The organism is Rhodococcus sp. PAE-6 (assembly GCF_025290685.1).
Lineage (GTDB): Bacteria > Actinomycetota > Actinomycetes > Mycobacteriales > Mycobacteriaceae > Rhodococcus > Rhodococcus pyridinivorans.
In genome coordinates this window covers 31,533-57,187 of sequence record NZ_JAOCLZ010000002.1, presented here as the reverse complement: position 1 = coordinate 57,187, position 25,655 = coordinate 31,533, and the positions used below count along the sequence as shown (strand labels likewise).

At 68.8% G+C, this 25,655-nt stretch carries 27 protein-coding genes and 1 pseudogene; 12 read left to right on the top strand and 16 right to left on the bottom strand.

Annotation, left to right across the window (positions count from 1 at the left end):
• Window positions 1-82: 82 nt before the first annotated feature.
• The 3 genes and pseudogenes from NVV99_RS04770 to NVV99_RS04760 form a co-directional block, all read left to right on the top strand.
• Window positions 83-944, top strand: a pseudogene (locus NVV99_RS04770) (GMC oxidoreductase); the annotation flags it as partial.
• A gap of 19 nt (window positions 945-963) precedes the next feature.
• Window positions 964-1,722 carry a LamB/YcsF family protein gene (locus tag NVV99_RS04765; protein WP_024102863.1) on the top strand — a complete coding sequence of 253 codons (759 nt, stop codon included), beginning with the start codon at window positions 964-966 and terminating at the stop codon, window positions 1,720-1,722.
• A 25-nt stretch (window positions 1,723-1,747) separates the two neighbouring features.
• Window positions 1,748-2,356, top strand: a complete 609-nt coding sequence (locus NVV99_RS04760; protein WP_006550478.1) for an allophanate hydrolase subunit 1 — start codon at window positions 1,748-1,750, stop codon at window positions 2,354-2,356.
• A gap of 30 nt (window positions 2,357-2,386) precedes the next feature.
• On the opposite strand, the gene mgtE is transcribed toward NVV99_RS04760, so the two are convergent.
• The gene (gene mgtE / locus NVV99_RS04755) at window positions 2,387-3,739 is read right to left on the bottom strand and encodes a magnesium transporter (protein WP_024102862.1); all 1,353 of its coding nucleotides are present in this window, start codon (window positions 3,737-3,739) and stop codon (window positions 2,387-2,389) included.
• 86 nt (window positions 3,740-3,825) lie between these two features.
• Here mgtE and NVV99_RS04750 point away from each other — a divergent pair, with 86 nt between their 5' ends.
• Window positions 3,826-4,698 (top strand): biotin-dependent carboxyltransferase family protein, encoded by an 873-nt coding sequence (locus NVV99_RS04750; protein ID WP_041803543.1) that lies wholly within the window; start codon window positions 3,826-3,828, stop codon window positions 4,696-4,698.
• A gap of 17 nt (window positions 4,699-4,715) precedes the next feature.
• On the opposite strand, the gene NVV99_RS04745 is transcribed toward NVV99_RS04750, so the two are convergent.
• Genes NVV99_RS04745 through carD form a run of 6 tightly spaced genes read right to left on the bottom strand, consistent with a single transcriptional unit; the run spans window position 4,716 to window position 9,881 of the window.
• Window positions 4,716-5,759 (bottom strand): alpha/beta hydrolase, encoded by a 1,044-nt coding sequence (locus NVV99_RS04745; RefSeq protein WP_041803542.1) that lies wholly within the window; start codon window positions 5,757-5,759, stop codon window positions 4,716-4,718.
• Between the two features lie 44 nt (window positions 5,760-5,803).
• Window positions 5,804-6,772, bottom strand: coding sequence for a 23S rRNA (guanosine(2251)-2'-O)-methyltransferase RlmB (rlmB, locus tag NVV99_RS04740; RefSeq protein ID WP_006550482.1), 969 nt, complete (start codon window positions 6,770-6,772; stop codon window positions 5,804-5,806).
• On the bottom strand, window positions 6,772-8,166 hold the full coding sequence (cysS, locus tag NVV99_RS04735) for a cysteine--tRNA ligase (RefSeq protein ID WP_006550483.1): 1,395 nt from the start codon (window positions 8,164-8,166) through the stop codon (window positions 6,772-6,774). Before cysS ends, rlmB begins: the two co-directional genes overlap by 1 nt.
• Window positions 8,167-8,177: 11 nt before the next feature.
• Window positions 8,178-8,654, bottom strand: coding sequence for a 2-C-methyl-D-erythritol 2,4-cyclodiphosphate synthase (ispF, locus tag NVV99_RS04730; RefSeq protein ID WP_024102859.1), 477 nt, complete (start codon window positions 8,652-8,654; stop codon window positions 8,178-8,180).
• 5 nt (window positions 8,655-8,659) lie between these two features.
• Window positions 8,660-9,367, bottom strand: coding sequence for a 2-C-methyl-D-erythritol 4-phosphate cytidylyltransferase (ispD, locus tag NVV99_RS04725; RefSeq protein WP_024102858.1), 708 nt, complete (start codon window positions 9,365-9,367; stop codon window positions 8,660-8,662).
• Between the two features lie 25 nt (window positions 9,368-9,392).
• Complete coding sequence (gene carD, locus NVV99_RS04720) at window positions 9,393-9,881, bottom strand: RNA polymerase-binding transcription factor CarD (RefSeq protein ID WP_006550486.1); 489 nt, start codon at window positions 9,879-9,881, stop codon at window positions 9,393-9,395.
• A gap of 276 nt (window positions 9,882-10,157) precedes the next feature.
• On the opposite strand from carD, the gene NVV99_RS04715 reads away from it, so the two are divergent.
• From NVV99_RS04715 to dinB, 3 genes are all read left to right on the top strand, one after another.
• Complete coding sequence (locus tag NVV99_RS04715; protein WP_024102857.1) at window positions 10,158-10,790, top strand: hypothetical protein; 633 nt, start codon at window positions 10,158-10,160, stop codon at window positions 10,788-10,790.
• A 91-nt stretch (window positions 10,791-10,881) separates the two neighbouring features.
• On the top strand, window positions 10,882-12,273 hold the full coding sequence (gene radA, locus NVV99_RS04710) for a DNA repair protein RadA (RefSeq protein WP_006550487.1): 1,392 nt from the start codon (window positions 10,882-10,884) through the stop codon (window positions 12,271-12,273).
• A gap of 57 nt (window positions 12,274-12,330) precedes the next feature.
• The gene (dinB, locus tag NVV99_RS04705; RefSeq protein WP_024102856.1) at window positions 12,331-13,587 is read left to right on the top strand and encodes a DNA polymerase IV; all 1,257 of its coding nucleotides are present in this window, start codon (window positions 12,331-12,333) and stop codon (window positions 13,585-13,587) included.
• A 26-nt stretch (window positions 13,588-13,613) separates the two neighbouring features.
• Here dinB and NVV99_RS04700 read toward each other — a convergent pair whose 3' ends face one another.
• Entirely contained in the window at window positions 13,614-14,177 is a 564-nt protein-coding gene (locus tag NVV99_RS04700) for a PaaI family thioesterase (protein ID WP_006550489.1), read from the bottom strand.
• Between the two features lie 93 nt (window positions 14,178-14,270).
• Here NVV99_RS04700 and disA point away from each other — a divergent pair, with 93 nt between their 5' ends.
• Window positions 14,271-15,353 carry a DNA integrity scanning diadenylate cyclase DisA gene (gene disA / locus NVV99_RS04695; protein WP_260782761.1) on the top strand — a complete coding sequence of 361 codons (1,083 nt, stop codon included), beginning with the start codon at window positions 14,271-14,273 and terminating at the stop codon, window positions 15,351-15,353.
• A 23-nt stretch (window positions 15,354-15,376) separates the two neighbouring features.
• Here disA and NVV99_RS04690 read toward each other — a convergent pair whose 3' ends face one another.
• Together NVV99_RS04690 and NVV99_RS04685 are read right to left on the bottom strand one after the other, a co-directional pair.
• Entirely contained in the window at window positions 15,377-16,123 is a 747-nt protein-coding gene (locus NVV99_RS04690; protein ID WP_006550491.1) for a hypothetical protein, read from the bottom strand.
• A gap of 101 nt (window positions 16,124-16,224) precedes the next feature.
• Complete coding sequence (locus tag NVV99_RS04685) at window positions 16,225-16,854, bottom strand: carbonic anhydrase (protein ID WP_019290184.1); 630 nt, start codon at window positions 16,852-16,854, stop codon at window positions 16,225-16,227.
• Window positions 16,855-16,947: 93 nt separating this feature from the next.
• On the opposite strand from NVV99_RS04685, the gene NVV99_RS04680 reads away from it, so the two are divergent.
• Window positions 16,948-17,832: an A/G-specific adenine glycosylase gene (locus NVV99_RS04680; RefSeq protein WP_024102854.1), complete on the top strand. Its 885-nt coding sequence runs from the start codon at window positions 16,948-16,950 to the stop codon at window positions 17,830-17,832.
• Here the strand turns inward: NVV99_RS04680 and NVV99_RS04675 are convergent.
• Window positions 17,829-18,584 carry an alpha/beta fold hydrolase gene (locus NVV99_RS04675; protein WP_024102853.1) on the bottom strand — a complete coding sequence of 252 codons (756 nt, stop codon included), beginning with the start codon at window positions 18,582-18,584 and terminating at the stop codon, window positions 17,829-17,831. The genes NVV99_RS04680 and NVV99_RS04675 overlap by 4 nt on opposite strands.
• A 33-nt stretch (window positions 18,585-18,617) precedes the next feature.
• On the opposite strand from NVV99_RS04675, the gene NVV99_RS04670 reads away from it, so the two are divergent.
• Both NVV99_RS04670 and NVV99_RS04665 read left to right on the top strand, forming a co-directional pair.
• Window positions 18,618-18,923: an antibiotic biosynthesis monooxygenase gene (locus tag NVV99_RS04670; RefSeq protein WP_006550495.1), complete on the top strand. Its 306-nt coding sequence runs from the start codon at window positions 18,618-18,620 to the stop codon at window positions 18,921-18,923.
• 1 nt (window position 18,924) lies between these two features.
• Window positions 18,925-19,455, top strand: coding sequence for a DUF1990 family protein (locus tag NVV99_RS04665; protein WP_006550496.1), 531 nt, complete (start codon window positions 18,925-18,927; stop codon window positions 19,453-19,455).
• Here the strand turns inward: NVV99_RS04665 and NVV99_RS04660 are convergent.
• The 3 genes from NVV99_RS04660 to NVV99_RS04650 form a co-directional block, all read right to left on the bottom strand.
• The gene (locus tag NVV99_RS04660; RefSeq protein ID WP_024102852.1) at window positions 19,445-20,131 is read right to left on the bottom strand and encodes a DsbA family protein; all 687 of its coding nucleotides are present in this window, start codon (window positions 20,129-20,131) and stop codon (window positions 19,445-19,447) included. The genes NVV99_RS04665 and NVV99_RS04660 overlap by 11 nt on opposite strands.
• Window positions 20,132-20,190: 59 nt before the next feature.
• Window positions 20,191-20,631, bottom strand: coding sequence for an OsmC family protein (locus NVV99_RS04655; protein WP_006550498.1), 441 nt, complete (start codon window positions 20,629-20,631; stop codon window positions 20,191-20,193).
• A 301-nt stretch (window positions 20,632-20,932) separates the two neighbouring features.
• On the bottom strand, window positions 20,933-21,364 hold the full coding sequence (locus NVV99_RS04650) for a hypothetical protein (protein WP_024102850.1): 432 nt from the start codon (window positions 21,362-21,364) through the stop codon (window positions 20,933-20,935).
• Window positions 21,365-21,483: 119 nt separating this feature from the next.
• On the opposite strand from NVV99_RS04650, the gene NVV99_RS04645 reads away from it, so the two are divergent.
• Window positions 21,484-22,110 (top strand): TetR/AcrR family transcriptional regulator, encoded by a 627-nt coding sequence (locus NVV99_RS04645; protein WP_024102849.1) that lies wholly within the window; start codon window positions 21,484-21,486, stop codon window positions 22,108-22,110.
• Between the two features lie 62 nt (window positions 22,111-22,172).
• On the opposite strand, the gene NVV99_RS04640 is transcribed toward NVV99_RS04645, so the two are convergent.
• On the bottom strand, window positions 22,173-22,817 hold the full coding sequence (locus tag NVV99_RS04640; RefSeq protein ID WP_024102848.1) for an MBL fold metallo-hydrolase: 645 nt from the start codon (window positions 22,815-22,817) through the stop codon (window positions 22,173-22,175).
• Between the two features lie 204 nt (window positions 22,818-23,021).
• Entirely contained in the window at window positions 23,022-25,565 is a 2,544-nt protein-coding gene (locus NVV99_RS04635) for an ATP-dependent Clp protease ATP-binding subunit (RefSeq protein WP_024102847.1), read from the bottom strand.
• Window positions 25,566-25,655 lie beyond the last annotated feature (90 nt).

Sequence of the window (25,655 nt, the reverse complement as noted above, 5' to 3'; positions counted from 1 at the left end):
CCGAGGTTGCTCCAGTAACGGGACGTCACAGACATCGGGGGTGGAGAGTACAGCACGTCACGCGTTGTTCCTTCGCGTCGACAACCCCGACAAGCGGTTCCTGTGGCACCGGTCGAACCCCGAGGTGTTCGGTCGTCACCTCGCCTTCGAGCCCTACACCGGTCTGGTCGAGGCGTGCGTCGGCGAGAACATGACGGCCCTGTGCGCCGCCGGTGTCGGCGGTGGGTCGCTCGTCTACCAGGGCATGACGCTGAACCCGACAAAGCGGTGTTCAACGCCCACTTCCCGAACGAACTCGACTGGGCGCGCATGGACCGCGTCCACTACCCGCGCGTCGCGCAGATGCTGCACCTGGCCGTGGCGCCCGACGAACTCGTCGACAGCCCCAACTACGCGACCTCGCGCATCTTCGCCGACCGTGCGCGGAAGGCCGGCTTCCCGATCGACAAGATCCCGATGCCGATCGACTGGGACTACGCGCTCGCCGAACTCCGCGGCGAGATGGCCCGGCCTACACCGACGGTTCGGGTGCGATGGGTGTCAACAACGGCGGCAAGCAGGGCTACGGCGTCAGTGAGGGTCGCGGGCACTTCGTCTACGACGCCGCTCGCGACGACGCCGTCCTGCGCTGGCCGCACGAAGGGGACGCGGTGCTGCAGACGGGTCACATCGACCCCACCGTGCGCCGCATCGCCGGCGAACGCAGCATCCTGACCGACACCAACTCGATCGTCCCGTCGACCTGGCACCCGCTCGGCGGCGCGAGCATGAGCACGGTGTGCGATCTCGAGGGCCGGGTGTTCGGCCAGCGCGGGCTGTACGTGCTCGACGGAGCCCTCATGCCGGGCAACACCGCCGCGTGCAACCCGTCGATGACGATCGCCGCCGTCGTCGAACGCGCCCTCGACGACATCGTCGTCCGCGACGTCGGAACGGTCTTCTGAGCGGGCATAGACTCGGGTCGTGACCCGCATCGACCTCAACAGCGACCTCGGCGAGAGCTACGGCCGGTGGCGTCTCGGCGACGACGAGACCATGCTCGACATCGTCACCAGCGCCAACGTGGCGTGCGGATTCCACGCCGGCGACCCGGCGACACTGTTGCACACGTGCCACGGCGCCGCGAAGCGCGCGGTAAGGATCGGTGCCCAGGTCGGCTACAACGACATCGGCGGCTTCGGCCGCCGCTTCATCGAGGTGTCGTCGGCGGATCTCACCGCCGAGATCATCTACCAGATCGGCGCGCTCGACGGTCTCGCCCGGGCGGCCGGTTCGTCGGCGAGCTACGTCAAACCCCACGGCGCGCTGTACAACGCAATCGTCCATCACCGCGAACAGGCCCGTGCGGTCGTGGATGCGGTACGCGCCTACGACGCCTCGCTGCCCGTCCTCGGACTGCCCGGCTCCGTCTTCCTCGAGGAGGCCGAACGGGCCGGACTGAAGGTGGTCGCCGAGGCGTTCGCCGACCGCGCCTACACCCCCGAGGGCACGCTCGTCTCCCGGCGCGAACCCGGTGCGGTACTGCACGATCCGGAGGAGGTCGCCGAGCGGGTCCTGCGCATGGTCACCGAGGGGGTGGTCACCGCCGTCGACGGCAGCGACATACGCGTGAACGCGCAGTCGGTGTGCATCCACGGCGACTCCCCCGACGCCACGGCGATGGCCGTCGCCGTGCGCCGCCGCCTCGACGCCGAGAAGATCGACATCCGGGCGTTCGTGTGAACGCCCGACACCGCGAGGTCCACCGATGAAAATCCTTCGTGCCGGAGACAGCGCCCTGCTCGCCGAATTCGATTCCCTCGACGAGGTTCTCGCCCACTTCCGGGCACTCGACCGCGAGCGGCCGCGTGGCGTCGTCGATCTCGTGCCGGCGGCGCGGACACTGCTGGTGTGCTTCGATCCGTCGGAGACCGGCGCGCAGGTCGTGCACAAGTGGGTCACCACCACCCCACCGGTGTCCGGGGACGACGTCGACATCGAGGAGGTGACGCTCGAAGTCCGGTACGACGGCGTCGATCTCGAAGAGGTCGGCGAGTTGACCGGCCTCGGCGCGGACGGCGTGATCGCCGCCCACACCGGCAGCCTCTGGACGGTCGCCTTCGGCGGGTTCGCGCCCGGCTTCGCGTATCTCACCGGCGGGGATTCTCGATTGCACGTGCCGCGTCGCAGTTCACCGCGCACCTCCGTCCCGTCCGGCGCCGTGGGACTGGCGGGTGAGTTCTCGGGCGTCTATCCGCGGAAGTCGCCCGGAGGATGGCAACTCATCGGAACCTCCGATGCCCCGCTGTGGCAACCGGACCGGACTCCTGCGGCGCTGCTGCGACCGGGATGTGCGGTGCGCTTCGTCGCGATCTGAGCCGTCCCCGGATCCACCGCGCCGCTGCGCTCAGATACCGAGCACGGCCTTCGCGACGAGGAAATAGATCACCAGGCCGGTCGCGTCGACGAAGGTCGTGATGAACGGATTGGAGAAGACCGCGGGGTCGGCGCGGATCGATTTGGCCACCAACGGCATCGCACCACCGACGGTGGCGGCGAGGGTGCAGATGCTTACCAGCGTCAGCCCGATCACCGCGCCCACCGACGAGTCGTAGACCAGGGACGTCAGGACGAACGCGACCGAGCCCAGCAGGACACCGAGGGACAGACCCACCCGGAGCTCGCGGGCGATCACCCCGCCGATGTCGCGTGGCGTCACGTCGTCGAGCGCCAATGCGCGGGTGACCGTGGTGGCGGCCTGGTTTCCGGTGTTGCCCCCGGTGCCGATGATCAGCGGCACGAACAACGCCAGGGTGACCACCTGATCGAGGGTCGACTCGAACACCTCGAGGACCTGGACCGTGAGGGTCGCACCGAGTGCCAGGAAGAGCAACCACACCACCCGCGAGCGCACCAACTGCCCGACGGGTGTCGCGAGATAGGGCCGGCGCAGCGGCTCGGTACCGCCGATGCGCGCCTGGTCCTCGCTGTCGGCGGCTTCGAGGATCCGCAGGGCGTCGTCGACGGTCAGGATGCCCACCAACCTGGTCTCGCTGTCGACGACGATCAACGCCAGCAGTTTGAGTTCGGCGCAGCGGCGCGCGGACTCCTCGGCGTCGTCGGTCACGCGCGCCCAGTAGGGCTCGTTCATGATGTCGGCGAGCACCGTTCCCGGCGCCGCAGTCATCAGCTCGCGCAGACCGACCACCCCGACGAGCACACGACCGTCGTCCACCACCGGCAGCGTGTACACCGTCTCCGCGTCGTCGAGCCGACGACGCACGGCGTCCATCGCCTGCTCGACGGTCATGTCCTGCCGTAGCGACACGAAGGCCGGGCTCATCCGCCGGCCGATCGACCGCTGCGGATAGCCGAGGATCGTGGCGGTCACCTCGCGGTCGGCGGGCGGCAGGCCGCGCATGAGGGTCGACGCGACCGTCGCGGGCAGTTCGTCGAGCAGTTCCACCCGGTCGTCGGGTTCGAGGTCGGCGAAGATTGCGGCCACCTGATCGTCGCGCAACCCGCGGAGCAGTTCGCTCTGCATGCTCGGGTCGAGCTGTTCGAAGACGTCGATCGCCCGGTCCTTGGGCAGCAACCGGTAGAGCACTGCGCGATCCGTCCGACCGAGCCGTTCGAGCACGTCGACGACCTGTTCGACGCTCAGTTCCGCGACAGCGTCGTGCGCGGCCTGAAGGTCGTCGGCCTCGACGGCCTTCTCGATCAGTCGCGTCGTCGCCGCCCGGACGTCTGCTTCATCCATGATCGTCACCTCCTTCCTCATGATCTTCAACCTAACGCGATCGTTCGGCCGGAGTGCGGACGTGCGATCGAAGCCGGTGAGTGAGAATGAACATCGTGGCGTGGTTCGAGGTGCTCTCCGGCGGAATGCTCACGACGGTCCAGGATCGCGGACGTCCCGGTTACGGTTCCTCGGGCCTCACCCGGTCCGGTGCCGCCGACCGGCGCGCACACGACGCCGCGAACCGGCTCGTGGGGAACCAGCCGGACGCGGCGACACTCGAGGTGACCGGCGGCGGTCTCGCCGTCCGCAGCGTCGGCGAGACGATCGCGGCCGTGACCGGTGCCCGCGCCGACGTGACCGTGTGCGACCGGCCGGTCGGCGACTGGGCGCGCATCACCCTCCGCAACGACGACGTGCTGCGGATCGGCGTCCCGAACGAAGGCCTGCGGATTTACCTCGCGGTACGCGGCGGCATCGACGTGCGGGAGGTACTCGGCAGTAGATCCACCGACATCCTGTCGCACACCGGACCGTCACCCGTTCGCGCCGGCGACAGTCTGCTCGTCGGGGCGATGTCGGGTCACCTGCCCGACGAGGAGCAGTTCCCACCACCGCCGCCGATGGACGACCCCGTGGAGATCCGGGTACGGCCCGGCCCGCGCGACGACTGGTTCACGCCCGGATCACTGCGGGCGCTGTTCCACGAGACATGGACGGTGACACCGGAACTCGACCGGGTGGGTATCAGGTTCCACGGTCCCGGCCGACTGCACCGGGCACGGCACGAGGAGATGCCCAGCGAGGGCATGGTTCCCGGCTCGCTGCAGATACCGCCGGACGGGCATCCGGTACTGTTCCTCGTCGACCATCCCGTCACGGGCGGCTATCCGGTGGCCGCGGTGGCGGTCGCCGCCGATCTGCCGGTCGCGGCGCAACTGCGTCCCGGACAGCGGGTGCGGTTCGTGCCGGTACGGTGATCGCTGCTGGGTGACCGTCAGGCGCGTGACGGCACGGAGGTGTCGTCCTCGTCGGTCGGGTCGGTAGCCGTCACCCGACGTACGAAGGTGATCGCCTCGTCGAGTGCATGTGTCGCGGGCGGAGAGATGCCGGGCAGGCTGAGATAGCCGTGCACGGTGTCGGGATAATCGGTCTCCGCGACGTCGCCGCCCTTGGCCCGCAATGCTTCGGCGTATCGAACGGCGTTGTCGCGCAACGGGTCGTGCCCGGCGATCTGGACGAGGGCCGGTACGGCGGCACCGGCGAGCGTGCCGCGCAGGGGAGCCGCGGTCGGCGCATACGGATCGGCTCCGGCCAGATACAGGCGCACGAACGCCCGCATACCGCGGGAGGTGAGCACGGGAGCGTTCGCGAACTGCCGCTCCGACGGGAACTCCTCCTCCATCTCCGTCGCCGGATAGATCAGCACCTGACCGGCCGGCAGCGGACCACCCGAGCGGCCGGCCACGTCGGCGACGACCGCGGCGAGGTTGCCTCCGGCACTGTCACCGGCGACCACGACGCGGGACGGATCACCGTCGAGTTCCGCAGCGTGTGCGACGACCCACCGGAACGCCGCCCAGCAGTCCAGCACCGCTGCGGGATAGGGATGTTCGGGGGCGAGCCGGTAGTCCACCGACACCACGACGCTCGGGGTCCGCGCGGCGGTGTGGCTCGCCCACCACTCGTTCTGCTCCGGATTGCCGAGCACCCACCCGCCGCCGTGGAACAGCAGCACGACCGGCAGCGGACCGCTCGTTCGCGCCGAGGGCCGATAGATCCGCAGACGGGTCCGGACCGGGGAGTCCTCGGGGGCGAGATCGTCGATCACCTCGTGCTCGAGTTCGACCCATCGGTCCTCGATCCGCACGCCGGGATGCGTCCGGCCCGAGATCAGCCGTCCGACCGGGGACGACAGGAGCTTCGTGCGCGCAGCACGACGTGCCGGGATCTCGTCGACGGACGCGTCGGCAATGGACTTGTCGGCGAAGCGTTCGAGGAAGGCGAACACCTTCGTACGGAACGGCAGGGATGCGACCACGAGGACAGACTAGGCCCTCGCGACCGCAGCTCGGGCAGACTCGATCAGACCCGACGCTGCCGCGCGATGTCCGCGAGCACCACGCCCGCCGCGACGGAGGCGTTGAGCGACTCGACGTCTCCGGCCATCGGGATGGAGAGAACGGCGTCGCAGGTCTCCCGCACCAGGCGCGAGAGTCCCTTGCCCTCCGACCCCACGACCACGACGACGGGATCGGTGCCGTCGAAATCGTCGAGGTTGGTGTCGCCACCGGCATCGAGACCGACGACGCGGACACCGCGGGACTGCCAGTCCTTGAGCGTGCGCGTGAGGTTGGTGGCACGCGCGACGGGCAGTCGCGCTGCGGCACCGGCGCTCGTGCGCCATGCCACGGCCGTCACCGACGCCGAACGGCGCTGCGGGATGACCACACCGTGGCCGCCGAAGGCCGCGACCGAACGGATCACCGCGCCGAGATTGCGCGGATCGGAGATGTTGTCGAGGGCCACGAGCAGCGGACGCTCGTGGTTCTCCGCGGCGCGGGCCAGCAGGTCGTCGGGGTGCGCGTAGCGGTACGGCGGCACCTGCAGGCCGATGCCCTGGTGCATCCCGTTCGACGACAGACGGTCGAGTTCGGAACGCGAGACCTCGAGGATCGAGATGCCCATCTCGGCCGAGCGCTGCACGGCTTCCTTGAGCCGCTCGTCGGCCTCGGCGCCGAGGGCGACGTACAGAGCGGTCGCGGGCACACCGGCACGTAGGCACTCGACGACCGGATTGCGGCCGAGCACCATCTCGGGCCCGTCCTCGGCCTTGCGACCGGCCGCGGGACGACGACCGCCACCGCGCGGGTCGGCGGCCTTGGCCGCGGCCCGGGCACGCCGTGCGGCGGGGTGGTAGGGCCGGTCCTCGGCCTTGGGGGTGGCGCCACGCGCTTCGAGCCCGCGTCGCCGCTGCCCGCCGGACCCGACGACCTGCCCCTTCTTCGTGCCGCCCTTACGAATAGCGCCGCGACGCTGGGAATTGCCTGCCATCACTGTCCTGCTTTCAGAGACCACTCGGGTCCGTTGGGCGTATCGGTCACTTCGACCCCCGCGGCTGTGAGGCGGTCCCGCACCTCGTCGGCCACCGCCCAGTTCTTCTCGGCCCGGGCGGTCGTGCGGCGTTCGAGATCCGCGCCGACCAGCACGTCGAGTGCCGCGAGTGCGGCCGACCCTGAATCGTCGGTGGAGCACCAGTGCTCGTCGAGCGGGTCGACACCGAGGATGCCGAGCATGCTCCGGACCTGCGACGCGATCTGCACGGCCGTGTCGAGATCGCCGTTGTCGAGCGCCTTGTTGCCCTTGCTGCGCTTGCGGTGTATTTCCGCGAGCGCCTTGGGCACACCGAGATCGTCGTCGAGTGCCTCGGCGAAGGCCTCGGTCCACTCGCCCACGGGCACCTCGCCCGCGCGGTCGCGGGTCTTGAGCACGAACGACTCGAGTCCCCGGTAGGCCGCCGCCGCTTCGGCGAGCGCGTCGTCGGAGTATTCGAGCATCGAACGGTAGTGGGCGCTGCCCAGGTAGTAGCGCAGTTCCTGCGGCCGGACGCGGGCGAGCACGTTGGGGATCGACAGCACGTTACCGAGCGACTTCGACATCTTCTCGCCGCCCATCGTCACCCAGCCGTTGTGTAACCAGTAGCGGGCGAAGCCGTCGCCGGCGGCGCGGGACTGCGCCATCTCGTTCTCGTGGTGCGGGAAGACGAGGTCCATGCCTCCGCAGTGGATGTCGAAGGTGCCGCCGAGATAGAAGCCGGCCATCGCGGAGCACTCGAGATGCCAGCCGGGGCGACCACGTCCCCACGGGGTGGGCCAGGACGGCTCACCGGGCTTCTCGGCCTTCCACAGCGTGAAGTCGCGGGGGTCGCGCTTGCCGAGTCCGGCGCTCTCACCCTGGTGGACGTCCTCGATGCGGTGTCCGGAGAGGGCACCGTATTCGGGGTAGCTCAGCACGTCGAAGTAGACGTCGCCGTCGGCCGCGTAGGCGTGCCCGGCGTCGATGAGGCGCTGGATGAGTTCGACCATCTGCGTGATGTGGCCGGTCGCGCGAGGTTCCACCGAGGGAGGAAGCACACCGAGCGCATCGTAGGCGCGGTTGAAGGCCCGCTCGTAGGTCGCGGCCCACTCCCACCACGGCCGACCTGCCTCTGCCGCCTTGCGGAGGATCTTATCCTCGATGTCTGTGACATTTCTCACAAACAAGACATCGAGACTCTTGGTAGCGAGCCACCGGCGGAGCACGTCGAACGCAACGCCGCTGCGTACGTGCCCGATATGGGGTTCGCCTTGGACGGTGGCCCCACACAGGTACACCGAGGCCTGGCCGGGGACCAGCGGTTCGAAATCCCGCACGGCCCGCGATTCGGTGTCGTATAAGCGCAAGGTCACGACCGTCTATCCTACCGCTCGTCCTGCTGGGCCAGGACCAGTGCGGTCGCAACCGCCGCCACACCTTCTCCCCGGCCGGTGAGCCCGAGTCCGTCCGTGGTGGTCGCCGACACGGAGACCGGACCGCCGAGCGCCTCGGACAGCACCGCCTGTGCCTCCTCGCGCCGCGGCCCGATCTTCGGGCGGTTCCCGATCACCTGGACGGCGGCATTGCCCACCACCCAGCCGGCGTCGTCGAGCAGGCGACGTACCTCGCCGAGCATCGCGACACCGGAGGCGCCGGCCATCTCCGGTCGGCCCGTGCCGAAGACCGATCCGAGGTCGCCGAGACCGGCGGCCGAGAGCACCGCATCGCACAGCGCGTGCGCAGCGACGTCCCCGTCGGAGTGACCCGCGCACCCGTCGGCGTCCTCGAACAGCAGACCGGCCATCCAGCACGGCCGTCCGGCCTCCACGGGATGCACGTCCGTTCCGATGCCGACACGCACGATGCTCACATCTCCTTCTCGGTGCGGACGCCGGACGCGAGCACGGTCCGTGCCAGCACCAGGTCCAGTGGGGTGGTGATCTTGAAAGCGAGAGGGTCTCCCACGACGGTGGTGATCCGCTCCTCCAACCGCTCGACGAGTCCCGCGTCGTCGGTCGCGTCGGCGGCGTCGCGGTTGGCCCGCTCGAGCAATTCGACGTCGAATCCCTGCGGCGTCTGCACCGCGCGGAGGGTCGACCGGTCGGGAGTCCCGGTGACGACTCCGTCCTTGTCGACACTCTTGATGGTGTCGACGACGGGCAGGACGGGGATCACCGCGTCGCTGCCGGCCCGCAACGCGTCGACGACCCGGACGAACAGCTCGGCCGGGGTGAGCGCACGCGCGGCGTCGTGGACGAGCACGAACCGCGCGCCCGATGCCGCCGCAAGACCGGCGCGCACCGAGTCGGCGCGTTCGGCGCCACCCGCGACGACGGTGACCCGGTCGGCGAACGACTCGCCGACGAGCCGGTCCGCGGGCGTCGCAGCCAGTTCGGGCGGCGCGACGATCACCACTCGATCGATGACCGCTGAAGCGAGCATCGCCTCGACCGAGCGGTCGAGCATCGTGCGGCCGTCCAGTTCCACGAACGCCTTGGGCAGTGGTTCTCCCAGGCGAACACCGCGGCCGGCCGCCGGAAGGATTCCGACGACCGGCCCGTTGCGATCGCTCATGTGCAGTTTGCCGATGTCTCGCGCGTCAGGAAGCGGCGGCGAGAACCTCGTCGAGCATGGTCTCCGCCTTGACGTCGTCGGTGCCCTCGGCGAGCGCGAGCTCACCGACGAGGATCTGACGTGCCTTGGCGAGCATCCGCTTCTCACCTGCGGACAGGCCGCGGTCCTGCTCCCGGCGCCACAGGTCGCGCACAACTTCTGCGACCTTGTTGACATCGCCGGAGGCCAGCTTCTCGAGGTTGGCCTTGTACCGCCGTGACCAGTTGGTGGGTTCTTCCGTGTGGGGTGCGCGCAGCACCTGGAAAACCTTGTCGAGGCCTTCCTGCCCGACGACGTCGCGCACTCCGACGTACTCCGCGTTCTCTGCAGGTACCCGGACCGTCAGGTCGCCCTGCGCGACTTTCAGAACCAGATATTCCTTCTGCTCACCCTTGATGGTGCGTGTTTCGATTGCTTCGATCAGCGCCGCACCGTGGTGGGGGTATACGACGGTGTCTCCGACCTTGAAAATCATGTGTCCCGTGCCCCTTTCGATTCTCCCAGTTTAACACGTGACCACATCACCCTCCCGTCAACGATGCAGGTCAGGGGCACCGAGCACTGAGCGTAGGGCTTGACAGGCAGTTGCTTCCGTGTATCGGGTGACCTCCGACACACCCGCCCGTGGGCGCCTGTCGATCTCGTCTTCCGCGCGCGAATCCGCACGAGATCCGGCCCCGACGTACACAGCGCACACGGGAACTACTACTCTGCCTAGTGGATTGCGAGCCTTACTCGAGTGGAGGAACCCGTGACTGCTCTCAAAGCGCCGACTCGCCGAGTCGTGACCGCTCTCGCCCTTGCCGCGGGAGCGGCGCTCACGATGTCCGCGTGCAGCGCCGGTCAGATCACCCAGACCTCGACCCAGGTCGCGGCCATCAACGGTTCCAACGTGGACGCCGGCAGCCTCGCGCTGCGCAACGTGCACGTGATCTACCCGAACTCCGAGGAGTACAGCATCGAGCCCGGCGGCACCGCCCAGCTCGGCTTCACGATCGTCAACCTCGACCCGTACGTCGGCGATCAGCTCACCGGTATCTCCACCGATTTCGCAGCCTCGGTCACCGGTGCCCGCCTCGAGATTCCGCCGCAGTCCTCCGTGGTCGCCGGTGTCTCCGAGGAGAACGCCGCCCTCGTCGAGGAGGTCGACGAGTCGCCGCGTCCGAACAGCACCGAGGAGACCCCCTCCCCGGCCCCGGCAGGCGTCGTCAACAACGTCGAGCTCGTGAACCTCTCCGAGGGTGTCCGCCCGGGCCTGACCATCCCCGTGACCTTCACGTTCGCCGAGGCCGGCGACGTGACCCTGTCCGTGCCGATCGACGCCGGCCCGGAGCTCCCCCGCGACGAGTCGGAGCTCTCGCCGATCGTGGGCGAAGCACACTAGGACTTCCTGCTGGAGGGCCCGGTCGAGCACAGCTCGGCCGGGCCCTCCTCGCATCCGCTCCGGTGTCGGTGCGACCGACTATCCTCCGGCCGTGGCAAAGACCAAGACCCTCTACCGCTGTTCCGACTGCTCGCACACCGTCGCGAAGTGGGTCGGGCGCTGTCCCGAATGCGGAACGTGGGGGTCGATGGACGAAGCACCCGTCCAACCGGTCGCGGTCGCCTCGCGGTCGGGTACCTCGCTCGCCCGCGCCGGTGCCGCCGCCGTGCTGCCGAGCACCCCGGCCACCCCGCTGTCGCAGATCGACGGCAAGGCCACCCACGCGAAGCCCACGGGCATCCCCGAGCTCGACCGCGTCCTCGGCGGCGGTGTCGTACCCGGTTCGGTCGTCCTGCTCGCCGGCGAACCCGGTGTCGGCAAGTCCACGCTGCTCCTCGAGGTGGTGCACCGCTGGGCGTTGCGCGGCGAAGCCGATCGCGCGCTCTACGTCACCGGCGAGGAGTCGGCCGGTCAGGTGCGCCTGCGCGCCGACCGCACCGGCGCCGTGCACGACCGGGTCTATCTTGCCGCCGAGAACGACCTCGCGACGATCTTCGGGCACGTGGAGCAGGTCAAGCCCACGCTGCTGGTCGTCGACTCCGTCCAGACGATGCTCGCCGCCGACGTCGACGGCGTGACCGGCGGTGTCACGCAGGTCCGCGCAGTCACCAGCGCCCTGACCTCCCTCGCGAAGTCCAGCGGCATCCCGGTGCTGCTCATCGGCCACGTCACCAAGGACGGCGCGGTCGCCGGTCCGCGTTCCCTCGAGCACCTCGTCGACGTGGTGCTGCACTTCGAAGGCGACAAGCACTCCACGCTGCGCATGGTGCGCGGGGTGAAGAACCGGTTCGGAGCCGCCGACGAGGTGGGCTGCTTCGAACTTGCCGAGGACGGGATCGTCGGCGTCAGCGACCCGTCGGGATTGTTCCTGCAGCACCGCGACGAGGCCGTGCCCGGCACTGCCGTCACGGTCACGATGGACGGCAAACGCCCGCTCCTCGGTGAGGTCCAGGCGCTCGTGGTGCCCACGCACAATCCTTCACCGCGACGCGCCGTGAGCGGTCTCGACTCGGCGCGGGTGGCGATGGTGCTCGCGGTGCTCGAGCGTCGCTGCGGGCTCGGCCGGCTCGGTAACTGCGACGTCTACGCCTCCACCGTCGGCGGTATGCGGATCACCGATCCGTCCGCCGACCTCGCGCTCGCACTCGCCGTCGCCTCAGCCGTACGCGACCAGCCCGTCCCGGCCGGCACCGTGCTGCTCGGCGAGGTCGGTCTCGCCGGGGAGGTCCGTCGTGTCGTCGGTGCGGGTCGCCGACTCGCGGAGGCGAACCGGCTCGGCTTCGACCGCGGGGTGGTTCCGCGCGATGTCGAGGGTGTCCCGAAGGGCATGAAGAAGTTCGAGGTGTCCAACGTGGCGCAGGCACTGTCGACCCTCACGCGCTGACCTGCGGACATGTCGGCAGCGCCGATCTGCCGAGGTGTCGGCGGCCGGTGCGAACATGTGTTCGTGTCCGATGCGACGGTGCTGCATGCCGATCTCGACGCGTTCTACGCGTCGGTGGAGCAGCGCGACGATCCGTGGCTGCGCGCCAAACCGATCGTCGTGGGCGGGGGCGTCGTACTCGCGGCGAGCTATGAGGCCAAGGCTCACGGCATCGTCACCGCGATGTCGGGCCGAGCCGCCCGCGCCCTGTGCCCGGGACTGATCTCGGTGCCTCCCCGCATGGAGGCCTATGCGCAGGCCTCGCGCGACGTCTTCGCGATCTTCGATCGCACCACACCGATCGTGGAGGGGATCTCCATCGACGAGGCGTTCCTCGACGTCTCCGGTCCCGGGCGCATCGCCGGCAGACCCGTCGACATCGCCGCACGCCTGCGCCGCACGGTCGCCGAGGAGGTGGGGCTGCCGATCACCGTCGGTGTCGCGCGCACCAAATTCCTCGCCAAGGTCGCGAGCGGGGTGGCCAAGCCCGACGGACTGCTCCTCGTCCCTCCGCACGCCGAACTCGAGTTCCTCCATCCGTTGCCGGTGGAGCGGTTGTGGGGCGTCGGCAAGGTGACGGCGGCGAAGTTGCACGCGCACGGTCTGCGGACCGTGGCCGATGTCGCCGCCCACTCCGAGTCCGATCTCGTCTCGCTGCTCGGACGCACGGCGGGACGCCACCTGCACGCGCTCGCGATCGGTCACGATCCGCGTCCGGTCCGGCATCGGCGGCGCAGTTCGATGGGCGCGCAGCACGCGCTCGGCCGCGGACCCCACAGCCTCGAGTCGGTCGGCGAGACGCTGCAACTGCTCGTCGACCGCGTGGGCCGGCGGATGCGCCGGGCCGGACGCCTCGGCCGCACGGTGGTCCTGCGGATGCGCTTCGCCGACTACACCCGCGCGACACGCTCTCACACGCTGCCCGGGGCCACCGCACGCACCGATCTGCTGTCGGCGGCGGCGCACGACCTGCTCGAGCAGACCCGACCGCTCATCGCCGAGCGCGGTCTCACGCTCATCGGGATCGCGGTGACGAATCTCGTCGGTGAAGGCGTCGAGCAACTCGAGCTGCCGTTCGACGAGCCGGTCGAGGCCGCCGGGGACAGTACTGGAGACACGCGAACGCAGCACCGCGCCGTCGACCGGCACGCCCTCGATGCCGTCCTGGACGATCTGCACTCCCGCTACGGCGCGGGCGCGGTCACTTCCGCGGCGTTGCTCGGACGCGACCACCGGCCGGGTGTTCCGCTGCTCCCCGACGGACCGGAGACCTGAACGCGAAAACCCGGAGGGCGGAGATGTCAGACGGCGGAGATGTCGTGTTCACTCTGCGGGATGCCGTCGGCGTAGTCGCGGCCCTTCGCGAAGTGCTCGTGCCCGACGACGACGAACAACCCGACCGACGACGCCACCACGACGTCCGGATCGGCCGGCGGACCGGCGACGATGCGCGCCTCCGCACTGGTGTAGACCTTGCGCCGCACCAAGCCGTCGACGCGGGCGCGGAACTCGAGCACCGAGCCCAGGGGGATGGGACGGGCGAAGTCCGTCTCGAAGTGCCCGGTGACGACGGCGGTCCGCAGGGCGGCGTTGCACGCCATTCCCTGGACCTCGTCGAAGGCCGTCATGAGGATGCCGCCGTGGATGAATCCCGGTCCGCCCTGGTAGCGCGTGGCGACGTCGAGACGGCCGAGCACCTCGAGGCCCTCGCCGATCGTGAACTCCATCGCGAGGCCGGAGGGCTGGTCGTCACCACACCCGAAGCACTTGTTCCAATGCTGCGGTACCGGCGCACCCGGGCCGGGATGATCTTCCGGCAGATCGGGAACGACGAGGTCGTCGGGCAAAGTCCAGGTGCTGCGCATAAGCAAGTAATGTAGTTGCGCGGTCGGGGCGCCGATCCACGAGTCCGCGCATTGTGACGACGACCGCAGACCGCACAGGGGAAGGAATTCCAGATGATCGAGTCGGCGCCGGCATCGACGCTGAGCGACACCATCGCTCGTCTGGCGCCCGGCACCGCGCTACGCGACGGTCTCGAACGCATCCTCCGCGGCCGCACGGGCGGCCTGATCGTCCTCGGTTTCGACGACAAGGTCGCCGAGCTGTGCGACGGCGGTTTCGAACTCGACGTCGAGTTCGCCCCCACCCGACTTCGGGAGCTGTCGAAGATGGACGGCGCCGTGGTCGTGTCCACCGACGGTTCGCGCATCGTGCGTGCCAACGTGCAACTCGTGCCCGATCCGAGCATCCCCACCGTGGAGTCCGGCACCCGGCACCGCGCCGCGGAACGCACCGCAATCCAGACCGGATATCCGGTGGTTTCGGTCAGCCAGTCGATGAGCATCGTCAGCGTGTACGTCGACGGTCGCCGCCACGTCATCAACGACTCCGCGACCATCCTGTCCCGGGCCAACCAGGCCGTCGCGACACTCGAGCGCTACAAGGCCCGCCTCGACGAGGTGACCCGGCAGTTGTCCGTGGTCGAGATCGAGGACATCGTCACGCTGCGCGACGCGCTCACCGTGGCGCAGCGGCTCGAGATGATGCACCGCCTGTCCGTGGAGATCGAGCAGGACGTGCTCGAACTCGGGACCGATGGTCGCCAGCTGGCCCTCCAGCTCGAAGAACTCGTCGGCGACAACCAGCTCGCCCGGCAGCTCATCGTGCGGGACTATCTTGCGGGCGAGCACGCCCCCACCCAGCAGGAGGTCGAGCAGGCGCTCGAGCGTCTCGCACACCTGACCGACGTCGACCTGCTCGACCTGACGAGCCTCGCCCGCGCCTTCGGCTATTCGGGCACCATCGAGGCCCTCGACACCTCGATGAGTCCCCGCGGTTATCGCGTGCTCCATCGGGTGCCGCGCCTGCAGGCCCGGCAGATCAACCGGCTCGTAGGTGCGTTCGGCACACTGCAGGGCCTGCTCGCGGCCACCGCTGCCGATCTGCAGGCGGTCGACGGGGTCGGCGCCCTGTGGGCCCGGTACATCCGCGAGGGACTGTCGCGGCTCGCCGAAGCCGCGATCAACCACTACGACTGAACAACTACCGGACGAGCAGCAGGTCAGGGCGTGATGTTGAACGGCTCGGGCGCGCTGCGCAGGCCGCCGAGCTGCCCGACCACGGTGTACGCGCCGGGACCGACCGGTTCGCGCGGCGCCTGGCAGCCGGGCTCGGAGGTCGTCGCCGACCACTTGACGGAATAGGCGGCCTGGTCGCCCGGAGCGAGCGACCGGATGTCGGCGGTCGATTCGGGGAAGCAGTCGGTGTTCGCCCAGAGTCGCTCGTTGCCGTCGAGGCTGTAGACGAGCACCTGCTGAAGGCCCGCACCGAGGTCGCGTTCGCACTGCGACGTGCCGATGTTGGTGATGACGATCGTGAAATCGGGTTCGGAACCGACCCTGTAGTTCGGCTCGTCCGCCGTCACCCGCACGGCGAGCGACTGATCGGAGCACTGCCCCGGCGGAACCGGAGCAGCGGAGGTGGTGGCGGACGTGGACGTGTTGTCCTCGTCGTCCGCGTCCTCCGAGGCCGAATCCCCTGCACTACGCGTCCCGGACGAACCCGAGGATCCACCGCTCCGGGTGGTGCTCGCGGACGCCGCGTCGGCGGACGCATCGGCCGCCGTCGTGGTGGCGGAGGTCGTCACCTCCGCTGCTGCGGGTTCGGGATTCTGATCGGGGTCGTCGCCGCCGGTCAGCGCCACTACGAGCCAGATGACCAGAGCCAGCACGACCACCGAGACTCCGATCGCGAGAATGCGTCGTCGCCAGTAGATCTCGGGGGGCAGAGGACCGGTCGGTTCAAGCACGCCCCCCACGGTATGTGCCACAGGCTGCGCACGGCTACACCGCCGTCGGCGTGTCGCTGTGACCTGCAGTCACATCGTTGTGACCGCAGGTGCACCCGTCTTCAGTTGTCGGAGACCTCGCCGATGTCTCCGAAGTGGCCCCGCAGACTCACCTTGCCGTCCTCGAGCTTGTAGGTGACGCCCACGATTGCGCAGCGGCCGTCGGCGATGCGGTCGGCGATGATCCGCGAACGATCCGTGAGCAGCTTGCCCGTCTCGACGACGTGGCGCCCCTCGAGTTCGTCGACGGTGGACAGACCCTCGGCCCTGCCCATGAGGATCGAGGGAGCGACACGCTCGACGAGGCTGCGGATGTGGCCGCCCGGCACCGTGCCCTTGTCGAGGGCATCGATGGTCGCCGCCACGGCACCACAGCTGTCGTGACCGAGGATGACGATGAGCGGAACGTTGAGGATGTCGACTGCGTACTCGATGGAACCGAGGACGGAACTGTCGATGACGTGACCCGCGGTGCGGACCACGAACATGTCGCCGAGCCCCTGGTCGAAGATGATCTCTGCGGCGACGCGGGAGTCTCCGCAGCCGAACAGCACGGCGGTGGGGTGCTGGCCGTTGACGAGTTCGGCGCGACGATCGATTCCCTGGCTCGGGTGCAGCGGCGTGTCGCTGACGAAACGATGATTACCCTCGGTCAGGGCTTTCCAGGCGGAGATGGGATTGGAGTTCGGCATGCGTACATTATTCACCTGCGCACATGTCCGATTTCGTTCGACATCTCCTCAGCGGATCCCCACACCCGACCCCGTGACCGGAGGAGACCCGAGATGTCCGTGGACGCACCGTCGTTGCTGCGCTGGTATGCCGCGCAGGCGCGCGACCTGCCGTGGCGCCGCGACGGGGTGACGGGCTGGCAGATCCTCATGTCCGAGGTCATGCTGCAGCAGACGCCGGTCGCCCGGGTCGCTCCGATCTGGGAGGAGTGGGTGCGGCGCTGGCCCGTGCCGTCCGCGATGGCCGCCTCGAGCCAGGCCGAGGTGCTGCGGGCGTGGGGCAAGCTCGGCTATCCGCGCCGCGCGCTGCGCCTGCACGAGTGCGCCGGCGTACTCGCCGCCGAGCACGACGACCGGGTTCCCGAGGACGTCGACGTCCTGCTGACCCTGCCCGGCGTCGGCGCCTACACCGCCCGCGCCGTGGCGTGCTTCGCATACGGACAGCGTGTGCCGGTGGTGGACACGAACGTGCGTCGTGTCGTCGCCCGCGCCGTCCACGGTCGGGCGGAGCCAGGAAACCCTTCGACCACAAGGGATCTCGCCGACGTCGAGGCTATCCTTCCGCGTCAGCGTTCACGTGCGGCGACCTTCTCCGCGGCGCTGATGGAACTCGGTGCGACCGTGTGCACCGCTCGCACGCCCGACTGCGGACGCTGCCCGCTGCCCGAGTGCGCATGGGTACAGGCCGGGCGGCCCGCCCACGACGGACCACCCCGGAAGGTGCAGAAGTTCGCCGGCACCGACCGGCAGGTGCGCGGCCGGTTGATGGCGGTGCTGCGCGAGAGCAGCGTCCCGGTGGAGCGTCCCGTCCTCGACAGCGTGTGGACCACGGATCCGGGCCAGCGCGACCGCGCCCTGCATTCACTGCTCGTGGACGGTCTCGTCGAGCAGACCGACGACGGCCGTTTCGCGCTCGCCGGCGAGGGGTCTGTGTCCTAGAGTCGACTGCCCGACAGCGACTGCGTCGTCAGGAAGCGCTCCACGGCGGCACGGAACTCGTCGGGCCGGTCGTCGTGCACGAGATGCCCGGCGCCGTCGACGAGGACGTGGTCGGTGCCGGGTCGCGTCACCATCCGCCGCATCTGCCCCTCGGGGGTGATGGTGAACTCGCCTTCGAGCAGCAGCGCGGGCACGCGGATCGAGTTCCACTCGTCCCAGAAGTGCCGCGACCCCCACTCTTCCGAGATGTCGCGGAAGGTCTCGACCTCGCCGTGCAGATACCAGCCGTCATCGCGGCGGACGAACGAGTCGAGGAAGTAGCGACCCGCGACGGGCCCGAAGAAGTCGAACACCGCATCCCCGGTGGGGAACGGTTGCGGCCACTGCGCGATCATCGCCGCCCAGTTCGCGGCCGTGCGTCCCCGGAAGTCGGGCGCCATGTCCTCGAGCACCAGCGCGGTGACCCGCTCGGGATGGGTCGCAGCGAAGCACCACGCGTGCAGGGCACCCATCGAATGCCCGATCACGACGAGCGGTTCGGTGATCCCGGTGAGATGGGCTGCGAGATCGGCGACGAACGCCTCGGTGGTGAGTTCGTCGGGAGCGGGACGACCGTGACCGGCGGCGTCGAAGGTGTACACGTGTCCGTGTTCGCGCAGCCACGGCACGTGACGACGCCACGTCCGGGCGCTGCCCATGAGACCGTGCAACAGCAGGATGGGTCGTCCGGTTCCGCCCTCGTCGTGCAACACAATCGACCAAGTTAGCGGAGTAGGCTCTCGCGCATGGCAGTCGTGAAGATCAACGCAATCGAAGTTCCCGAAGGCGCCGGCCCCGAGCTGGAGAAACGATTCGCCAATCGGGCGCACACCGTCGACAACTCCCCCGGCTTCCTGGGCTTCCAGCTGCTCCGCCCCACCGCCGGCGAGAACCGGTACTTCGTGGTGACGCAGTGGGAGTCCGAGGAGGACTTCGCCGCGTGGCGCGACGGCGACGCACGTGCTGCCCACGCGGGTGAGGCGAAGAAGCCCGTCGCGACCGGCGCATCGCTGCTCGAGTTCGAGGTCGTCCTCGACGTCAAGAAGTCCTGAGATGTCCGCGTCCGGCGGGTCCGGGCGTGAGTTCACCTATGCGGAGGTGGGAGCGAGCCTGCGTGCCTTCCGGGACGAGGCACCGCTCCCCTCCGGTTATCGACATCTGAGGGTCGAGAGCGAACTGGGCCGCGGCGACACCGTGTTCGAGGTCGCCGCTGCCCAGTTGTTCTCGTGGGACATGCACCGCGGCGCGGGCATACGGATCCCGCCCGGCACGCCCCTCGCAGTACCCGGCGTCGAAGTGGATCTCGGCTTCGGTCTCGGACCGGTGCGCGCGTCGGCGCGGTGCCGCGTGATCGAGATCGTCGACACCCCGGACATACGCGGGTTCACCTACGGCACACTCCCCGGTCATCCCGCCAGCGGCGAGGAGACCTTCGTCGTCGAGCGCACCGTGGACGGACGGGTGCGGGGAACGGTGCTCGCGTTCTCCCGCCCCGCCCGCTGGTACACGAAGCTGGCCGGTCCCGTCGGGCACCTGCTCCAGCAGCAGATCGCGCGACGTTATCTCGCGGCACTCACAGCTTGACCGTCACATCGTCGACGGCCCTGCGCAGGAACTGACGGAAGACGTCCACAGGCTGCGCACCCGACACCGCGACGGCGCGGTTGGCCACGAAGAACGGCACCCCCTGCACGCCGATCCGTCGCGCGTCGAAGAGATCGGCGGTCACGGCGTCGGCCGCCGCTTCACCGGCGGGATCGTCGCCGTCGAGCGCCGCGCGCGTCGACTCCGGATCGAGCCCGACCTCGGCGGCGACCTTCACGAGGACATCCACATCGTCGATCACCTCGCCGTCGACGAAATGCGCACGGAACAACGCTTCGAGCACCTCGTCGCGCTTGTCGCCCGCCAGATGCACGAGTCGGTGCGCATCGAAGGTGTTGGCGGCGACGACGTTGTCGAAGTCGATCTCGAGTCCAACGTCGGCAGCGGTGTCCGAGACCTGCGCGAACATCTGCCTGACCTGCTCGGCCGGCATCCCCTTCATCGCGACGAGCGCCTCCACCTCGGGGACCCGTCGCCCGACCGGCGTGTCGGGCGAGAGCTGGTACGACCTCCAGGTGACCTCGATCCGGTCGCGGTCGTCGAAGGACTCGAGGGCCTCCGCGAAGCGCCGCTTGCCGATGTAGCACCAGGGGCAGGCGATGTCGGACCAGATCTCGATGTGAGCGGTGGGGAGAAGTACGTCAGGCATGCTCATATTCGATTACAACCCGGCCCTGACGTGCTCTGTTCCCGGCCGATCGGTCCACGAACCCGTCAGCTCTCGAGCGCGGCGTCCAGGGAGATCTCGACGCCGGTGAGTGCCTTGCTCACAGGGCATCCGGCCTTCGCGTCCTCCGCGGCCTTGACGAAGCCGTCGGCGTCGAGGCCGTCGACCTCGCCCCGCACCTTCAACCGGATTCCGGTGAGTCGAAATCCGCCCGCCGGATCGGGCCCCAGCGAGACGTCGGCGGTGACCTCGAGGCTCTGCGGCGTGCCGCCCGCCTCCGCGATCAGCGCGGACAACTGCATCGCGAAGCACGACGAGTGTGCGGCGGCGATGAGCTCCTCGGGGCTGGTGGTGCCGTCCGCGTTCTCCGCCGAGCGTTTCGGGAACGACACGTCGAACGTGCCACGGCCCGAGCTGGTGAGCTCCACCTGACCGGAGCCCTTCTGCAGATCCCCGTTCCATGCGGTCCGTGCGGTACGAGTGGGCATGACCTCTCCTTCTCTGGGTGCGACAGCACTGCATGCGACAGTGCTTCACGAAGACAGTGCTTCACGAACCACACTTGCAGAGTCGTCGTGGTGGCGAGGCCGTTCGCGCCAGAGCGTTCCCGATGTCCGGATCAGGCCGATCGCGCCCTGAGTTCGCGGTCGCGCTCACGGATCGACTGCACGGCTCCGTCCCGTTCGTAAGGCCGCGCCTCGAGCCGCCGCTTCACCTCGGCGATCTCCCGCATACGCTCGGCGTGACCACGCCGGGCGGCGCGTCCGGCGCCTCCGGGCACCAGGACATTCAGGCGGTCGCGTAGGAGGTTGCGCGCGAACCACACCGGGTGCTCATCGGCATCCGCACGATCGCCCGCGCGGCGAGATCGAGCTTGTCGTAGTCGACCCGGAACGGCACGCCGTCGAGGGTGGCGATGAACGCTGCCATCTCGGGCGCGGAATCGTGCACGGTCTCGATGCCGTGTTCGAGTGCCTGCTCGAACTGCGTGCGGATGCGGAGCCGGTCGCGGCGTATCGCGGCGACCAGATCGTCGGCCACGGGATCGCAGGTGTGCGCGAACTTGGCGAACGCCCGGGACTGGGCCCTGGTGGGCCGCACCGAGTCGCCGACGAGCAACGACATCGCCAGACGCGGGCCGCCTTCTCGCAGGATCGGCTTCGGTGCGAGTCGATCGGTTCGGTCGTGCAGGTGGGCAGTCGACGATGCATCGATCGTCACGTTTCCTCCTCGTCCGGATTCGGGGACCGGCCATGACGAGGATTCCACAATTAGTACACACTTAATTCCGGAATTGGTCGATTCCGGAAGTCTGGTCGTGTTGTGCCACACTCGACGATGTGTCCGAGCCCGAAGCCACCCGCGCGTATCGCGGCGTCGCCCCGGCCGACCGGCGCGCCGAACGCCGCAAGCGTCTCCAGAACGCGGTGATCGACGTCGTCGCCGACGAGGGCTGGTCGGCGACGACGGTACGGAAGGTCGCGGCCACCGCGGGAGTCGGCCCCCGCTTCTTCTACGAGAGCTTCACCGACATGACCGACCTCGTCACCACCGCCTACGACGAGCTCGGCGCGACCCTGCTCGAACGCGCCGTCGACGCCATCGCGGCGGCCCCCGACGAGCTGCACGCCAAGGCACGCGCCGCGGTGGGAGCGATCGTCGGCGCCGTCGAACGCAACCCCCAGCAGGGTCGCTTCCTCATCTCCGACGCGCCCCCGCTCGCCGAGCGGAAGAGCGCGTTCATCCGGTCCGCCGCCGACGAACTCGCCAAGCAGAGCGACGCGGTGGGCACCCGCCTCGACTCCCGGCAGGCCGAACTGCGTGCGGTGGTCGTCATGGCCGGCGCCGTCGAGCTCGTCCGCGGCTGGCTCGACGGCACGCTCGACATCCGTCCCGACGAACTCACCGAGATCGTCGCCAGCACCCTGTCGACACTCACCGCGCACATGCCGACCATCGGCAGATAAGCAGGCGGCAAGGTCGGCCGCGACCCGCGGCAGGGCAGATCGGCCGGAAAGAAGATCTCTGCTCAGCCCTGCACCGCGGCAGACAACCCGCTCAGAGCCTGGTCGACGTGGGCGGGCCACTCCCGGGCGTCGATCCGATGCACGCCCGCCTCCCCCGCGAACGCACTCGAGACCACCACATCGGGTTCCGTCTTCGCCAGCAGGCGCAGACTGTCGGCGAGCACACGGGCGTCGCTCATCCCCTCGATGTAGCCGGCCCGCCACGTCCCCGAAGCACCGCGATACAGCGTGTCGCCGGTGAACAGGTAGCGGGTCCCGTCCGCGCCGGGCACCAGATAGCAGGTGCTGCCCACCGTGTGCCCGGGTGTCGGAACGATCTCCACCCCGTTGTCGTCCACATGACGTTCCGTCAGCGGGACGTCGATGCGGGCGTGCCGGCCGACCACGTCGGCCTCCGCCGCTGCCGCGTGGAGTCTCGGCCCGAAGCGCTCGGCGATCCTGCCGAGCATCGGACCGGCCTCGTCCTGGTGGGACAGGTACTGGTCGGTGATCCCCCCGAGGCGGCCCAGTTCGTCGAAATCGGCCTCACCCGCGACCGAGTAGAAGAGCACGTTGTTCGTCCCGGTCCACAGATAGGCGTGCGTCCTCAGCCCCGGGAACGGATTGTCCTCCTGCGTCTCCCACAGATCGGGCAGTACTTGCCGCATCGCGATACCTCCTGGTCGTCGTCCGGTCACCACCACCGTGCAACCTCGAGCCGACTGGAGGTCAAGTGCGTCGGACGACGAGAGGGGCGACACCCTCTCGGGTGCCGCCCCTCTCGGTACAGCAGGTGCCTGCTCTCACAGGCAGCAACACGTGCCTGCTCCCACAGGCAGCAACACGCGCCTGCTCCCACAGGCAGCGGACGCTTATCCGGCTTCGGACTCGCCCTCGCTGGACTTGGCCAGCGCGACCGCCGGGGTGTCCGGGACCTCGGCCGGCTTCTCGCTCGGCGTGAACGTGAACTTCGCGTTCTCGCCGGCGCCCTCGCCGTCCCAGCCCTCGACGTCGACGAGGACGATCTGGCCTGCGCCGATCTCGCCGAACAGGATCTTCTCGGAGAGCTGATCCTCGATCTCGCGCTGGATCGTGCGACGCAGCGGACGTGCGCCGAGCACCGGGTCGAAGCCGCGCTTGGCGAGCAGCGACTTCGCCTTCTCGGTGAGCTCGATACCCATGTCCTTGTTCTTCAGCTGCGTCTCCACACGTCCGATCATCAGGTCGACCATCTGGATGATCTGATCCTGCGTGAGCTGGTGGAAGACGATGATGTCGTCGATACGGTTGAGGAACTCGGGCCGGAAGTGCTTCTTCAGCTCGTCGTGGACCTTGTTCTTCATCCGCTCGTAGTTCGACGCCTCGCCCGTTCCGGCCGAGAAGCCGAGCCCCACGGCCTTCGAGATGTCGGCGGTGCCCAGGTTCGACGTGAAGATCAGCACGGTGTTCTTGAAGTCGACCGTGCGTCCCTGGCCGTCGGTGAGGCGACCGTCCTCGAGGACCTGCAGGAGGGTGTTGTAGATCTCCTGGTGGGCCTTCTCGATCTCGTCGAACAGAACCACGGAGAACGGCTTGCGGCGCACCTTCTCGGTGAGCTGGCCGCCCTCTTCGTAGCCGACGTAGCCGGGAGGAGCACCGAACAGGCGCGACGCGGTGAAGCGGTCGTGGAACTCGCCCATGTCGATCTGGATGAGCGCGTCGTCCTCGCCGAACAGGAAGTTCGCGAGCGCCTTGGACAGCTCCGTCTTACCCACACCGGACGGGCCGGCGAAGATGAACGAACCGGACGGACGCTTCGGGTCCTTCAGGCCGGCACGCGTACGACGGATCGCCTTGGCGACGGCCTTGACGGCGTCCTCCTGGCCGATGATCCGCTTGTGCAGCTCGTCCTCCATGCGGAGCAGACGCGTGGTCTCCTCCTCGGTGAGCTTGAACACCGGGATACCGGTCCAGTTGGCGAGGACCTCGGCGATCTGCTCCTCGTCGACCTCGGCGATGACGTCGAGATCGCCCGCACGCCACTGCTTCTCGCGCTCGGCACGCTGCGCGACGAGCTGCTTCTCCTTGTCGCGCAGGCTCGCGGCCTTCTCGAAGTCCTGCGCGTCGATCGCCGATTCCTTCTCGCGACGGGCGTCGGCGATCTTGTCGTCAAACTCGCGCAGGTCCGGCGGCGCGGTCATGCGACGGATGCGCATGCGGGCACCGGCCTCGTCGATGAGGTCGATCGCCTTGTCCGGCAGGAAGCGGTCGTTGATGTAGCGGTCGGCGAGAGTGGCCGACGCGACGAGCGCCTTGTCGGTGATCGAGACGCGGTGGTGCGCCTCGTAGCGGTCGCGCAGACCCTTCAGGATCTCGATGGTGTGCTCCACCGTCGGCTCCCCGACCTGCACCGGCTGGAAGCGGCGCTCGAGAGCGGCGTCCTTCTCGATGTACTTGCGGTACTCGTCGAGGGTCGTCGCACCGATGGTCTGCAGCTCACCGCGGGCGAGCTTGGGCTTGAGGATCGACGCAGCGTCGATCGCGCCCTCGGCAGCACCGGCACCGACGAGCGTGTGCAGCTCGTCGATGAACAGGATGATGTCGCCGCGGCTGTTGATCTCCTTGAGGACCTTCTTCAGGCGTTCCTCGAAATCGCCGCGGTAACGGCTGCCGGCGACGAGCGAGCCCAGGTCGAGCGTGTAGAGCTGCTTGTCCTTGAGGGTCTCGGGGACTTCACCGTTGACGATGGCCTGCGCGAGGCCCTCGACGACGGCGGTCTTGCCGACACCCGGCTCGCCGATGAGCACCGGGTTGTTCTTCGTACGACGCGACAGCACCTGCATGACGCGCTCGATCTCCTTCGCCCGGCCGATGACCGGGTCGAGCTTGCCTTCGAGAGCTGCCTGCGTGAGGTTGCGGCCGAACTGGTCCAGGACGAGCGACGTGGACGGAGTGCCGGTCTCGCCACGGCTCGTGCCGGATTCTGCGGGCTCCTTGCCCTGGTAACCGGACAGCAGCTGGATGACCTGCTGACGCACCCGGTTGAGGTCGGCGCCGAGCTTGACGAGCACCTGCGCCGCCACGCCCTCACCCTCGCGGATGAGACCGAGCAGGATGTGTTCGGTACCGATGTAGTTGTGTCCGAGCTGGAGCGCTTCGCGAAGGCTCAGCTCGAGGACCTTCTTGGCACGAGGAGTGAAGGGAATGTGCCCCGAGGGCGCCTGCTGACCCTGGCCGATGATCTCTTCGACCTGGCTGCGCACACCTTCGAGGGAGATACCCAACGACTCGAGCGACTTCGCCGCCACACCCTCACCCTCGTGGATGAGGCCGAGGAGGATGTGCTCCGTGCCGATGTAGTTGTGGTTGAGCATCCTGGCCTCTTCTTGAGCCAGGACAACGACGCGCCGCGCGCGATCGGTGAACCTTTCGAACATCGCACTCCCTCACACTCTCCGGCCGCCGGTCCGGTACGCCGATCGTCCCGCACCCTGCTGCCGCTCTTAAGCTCCGGCACTCGAGTCGTT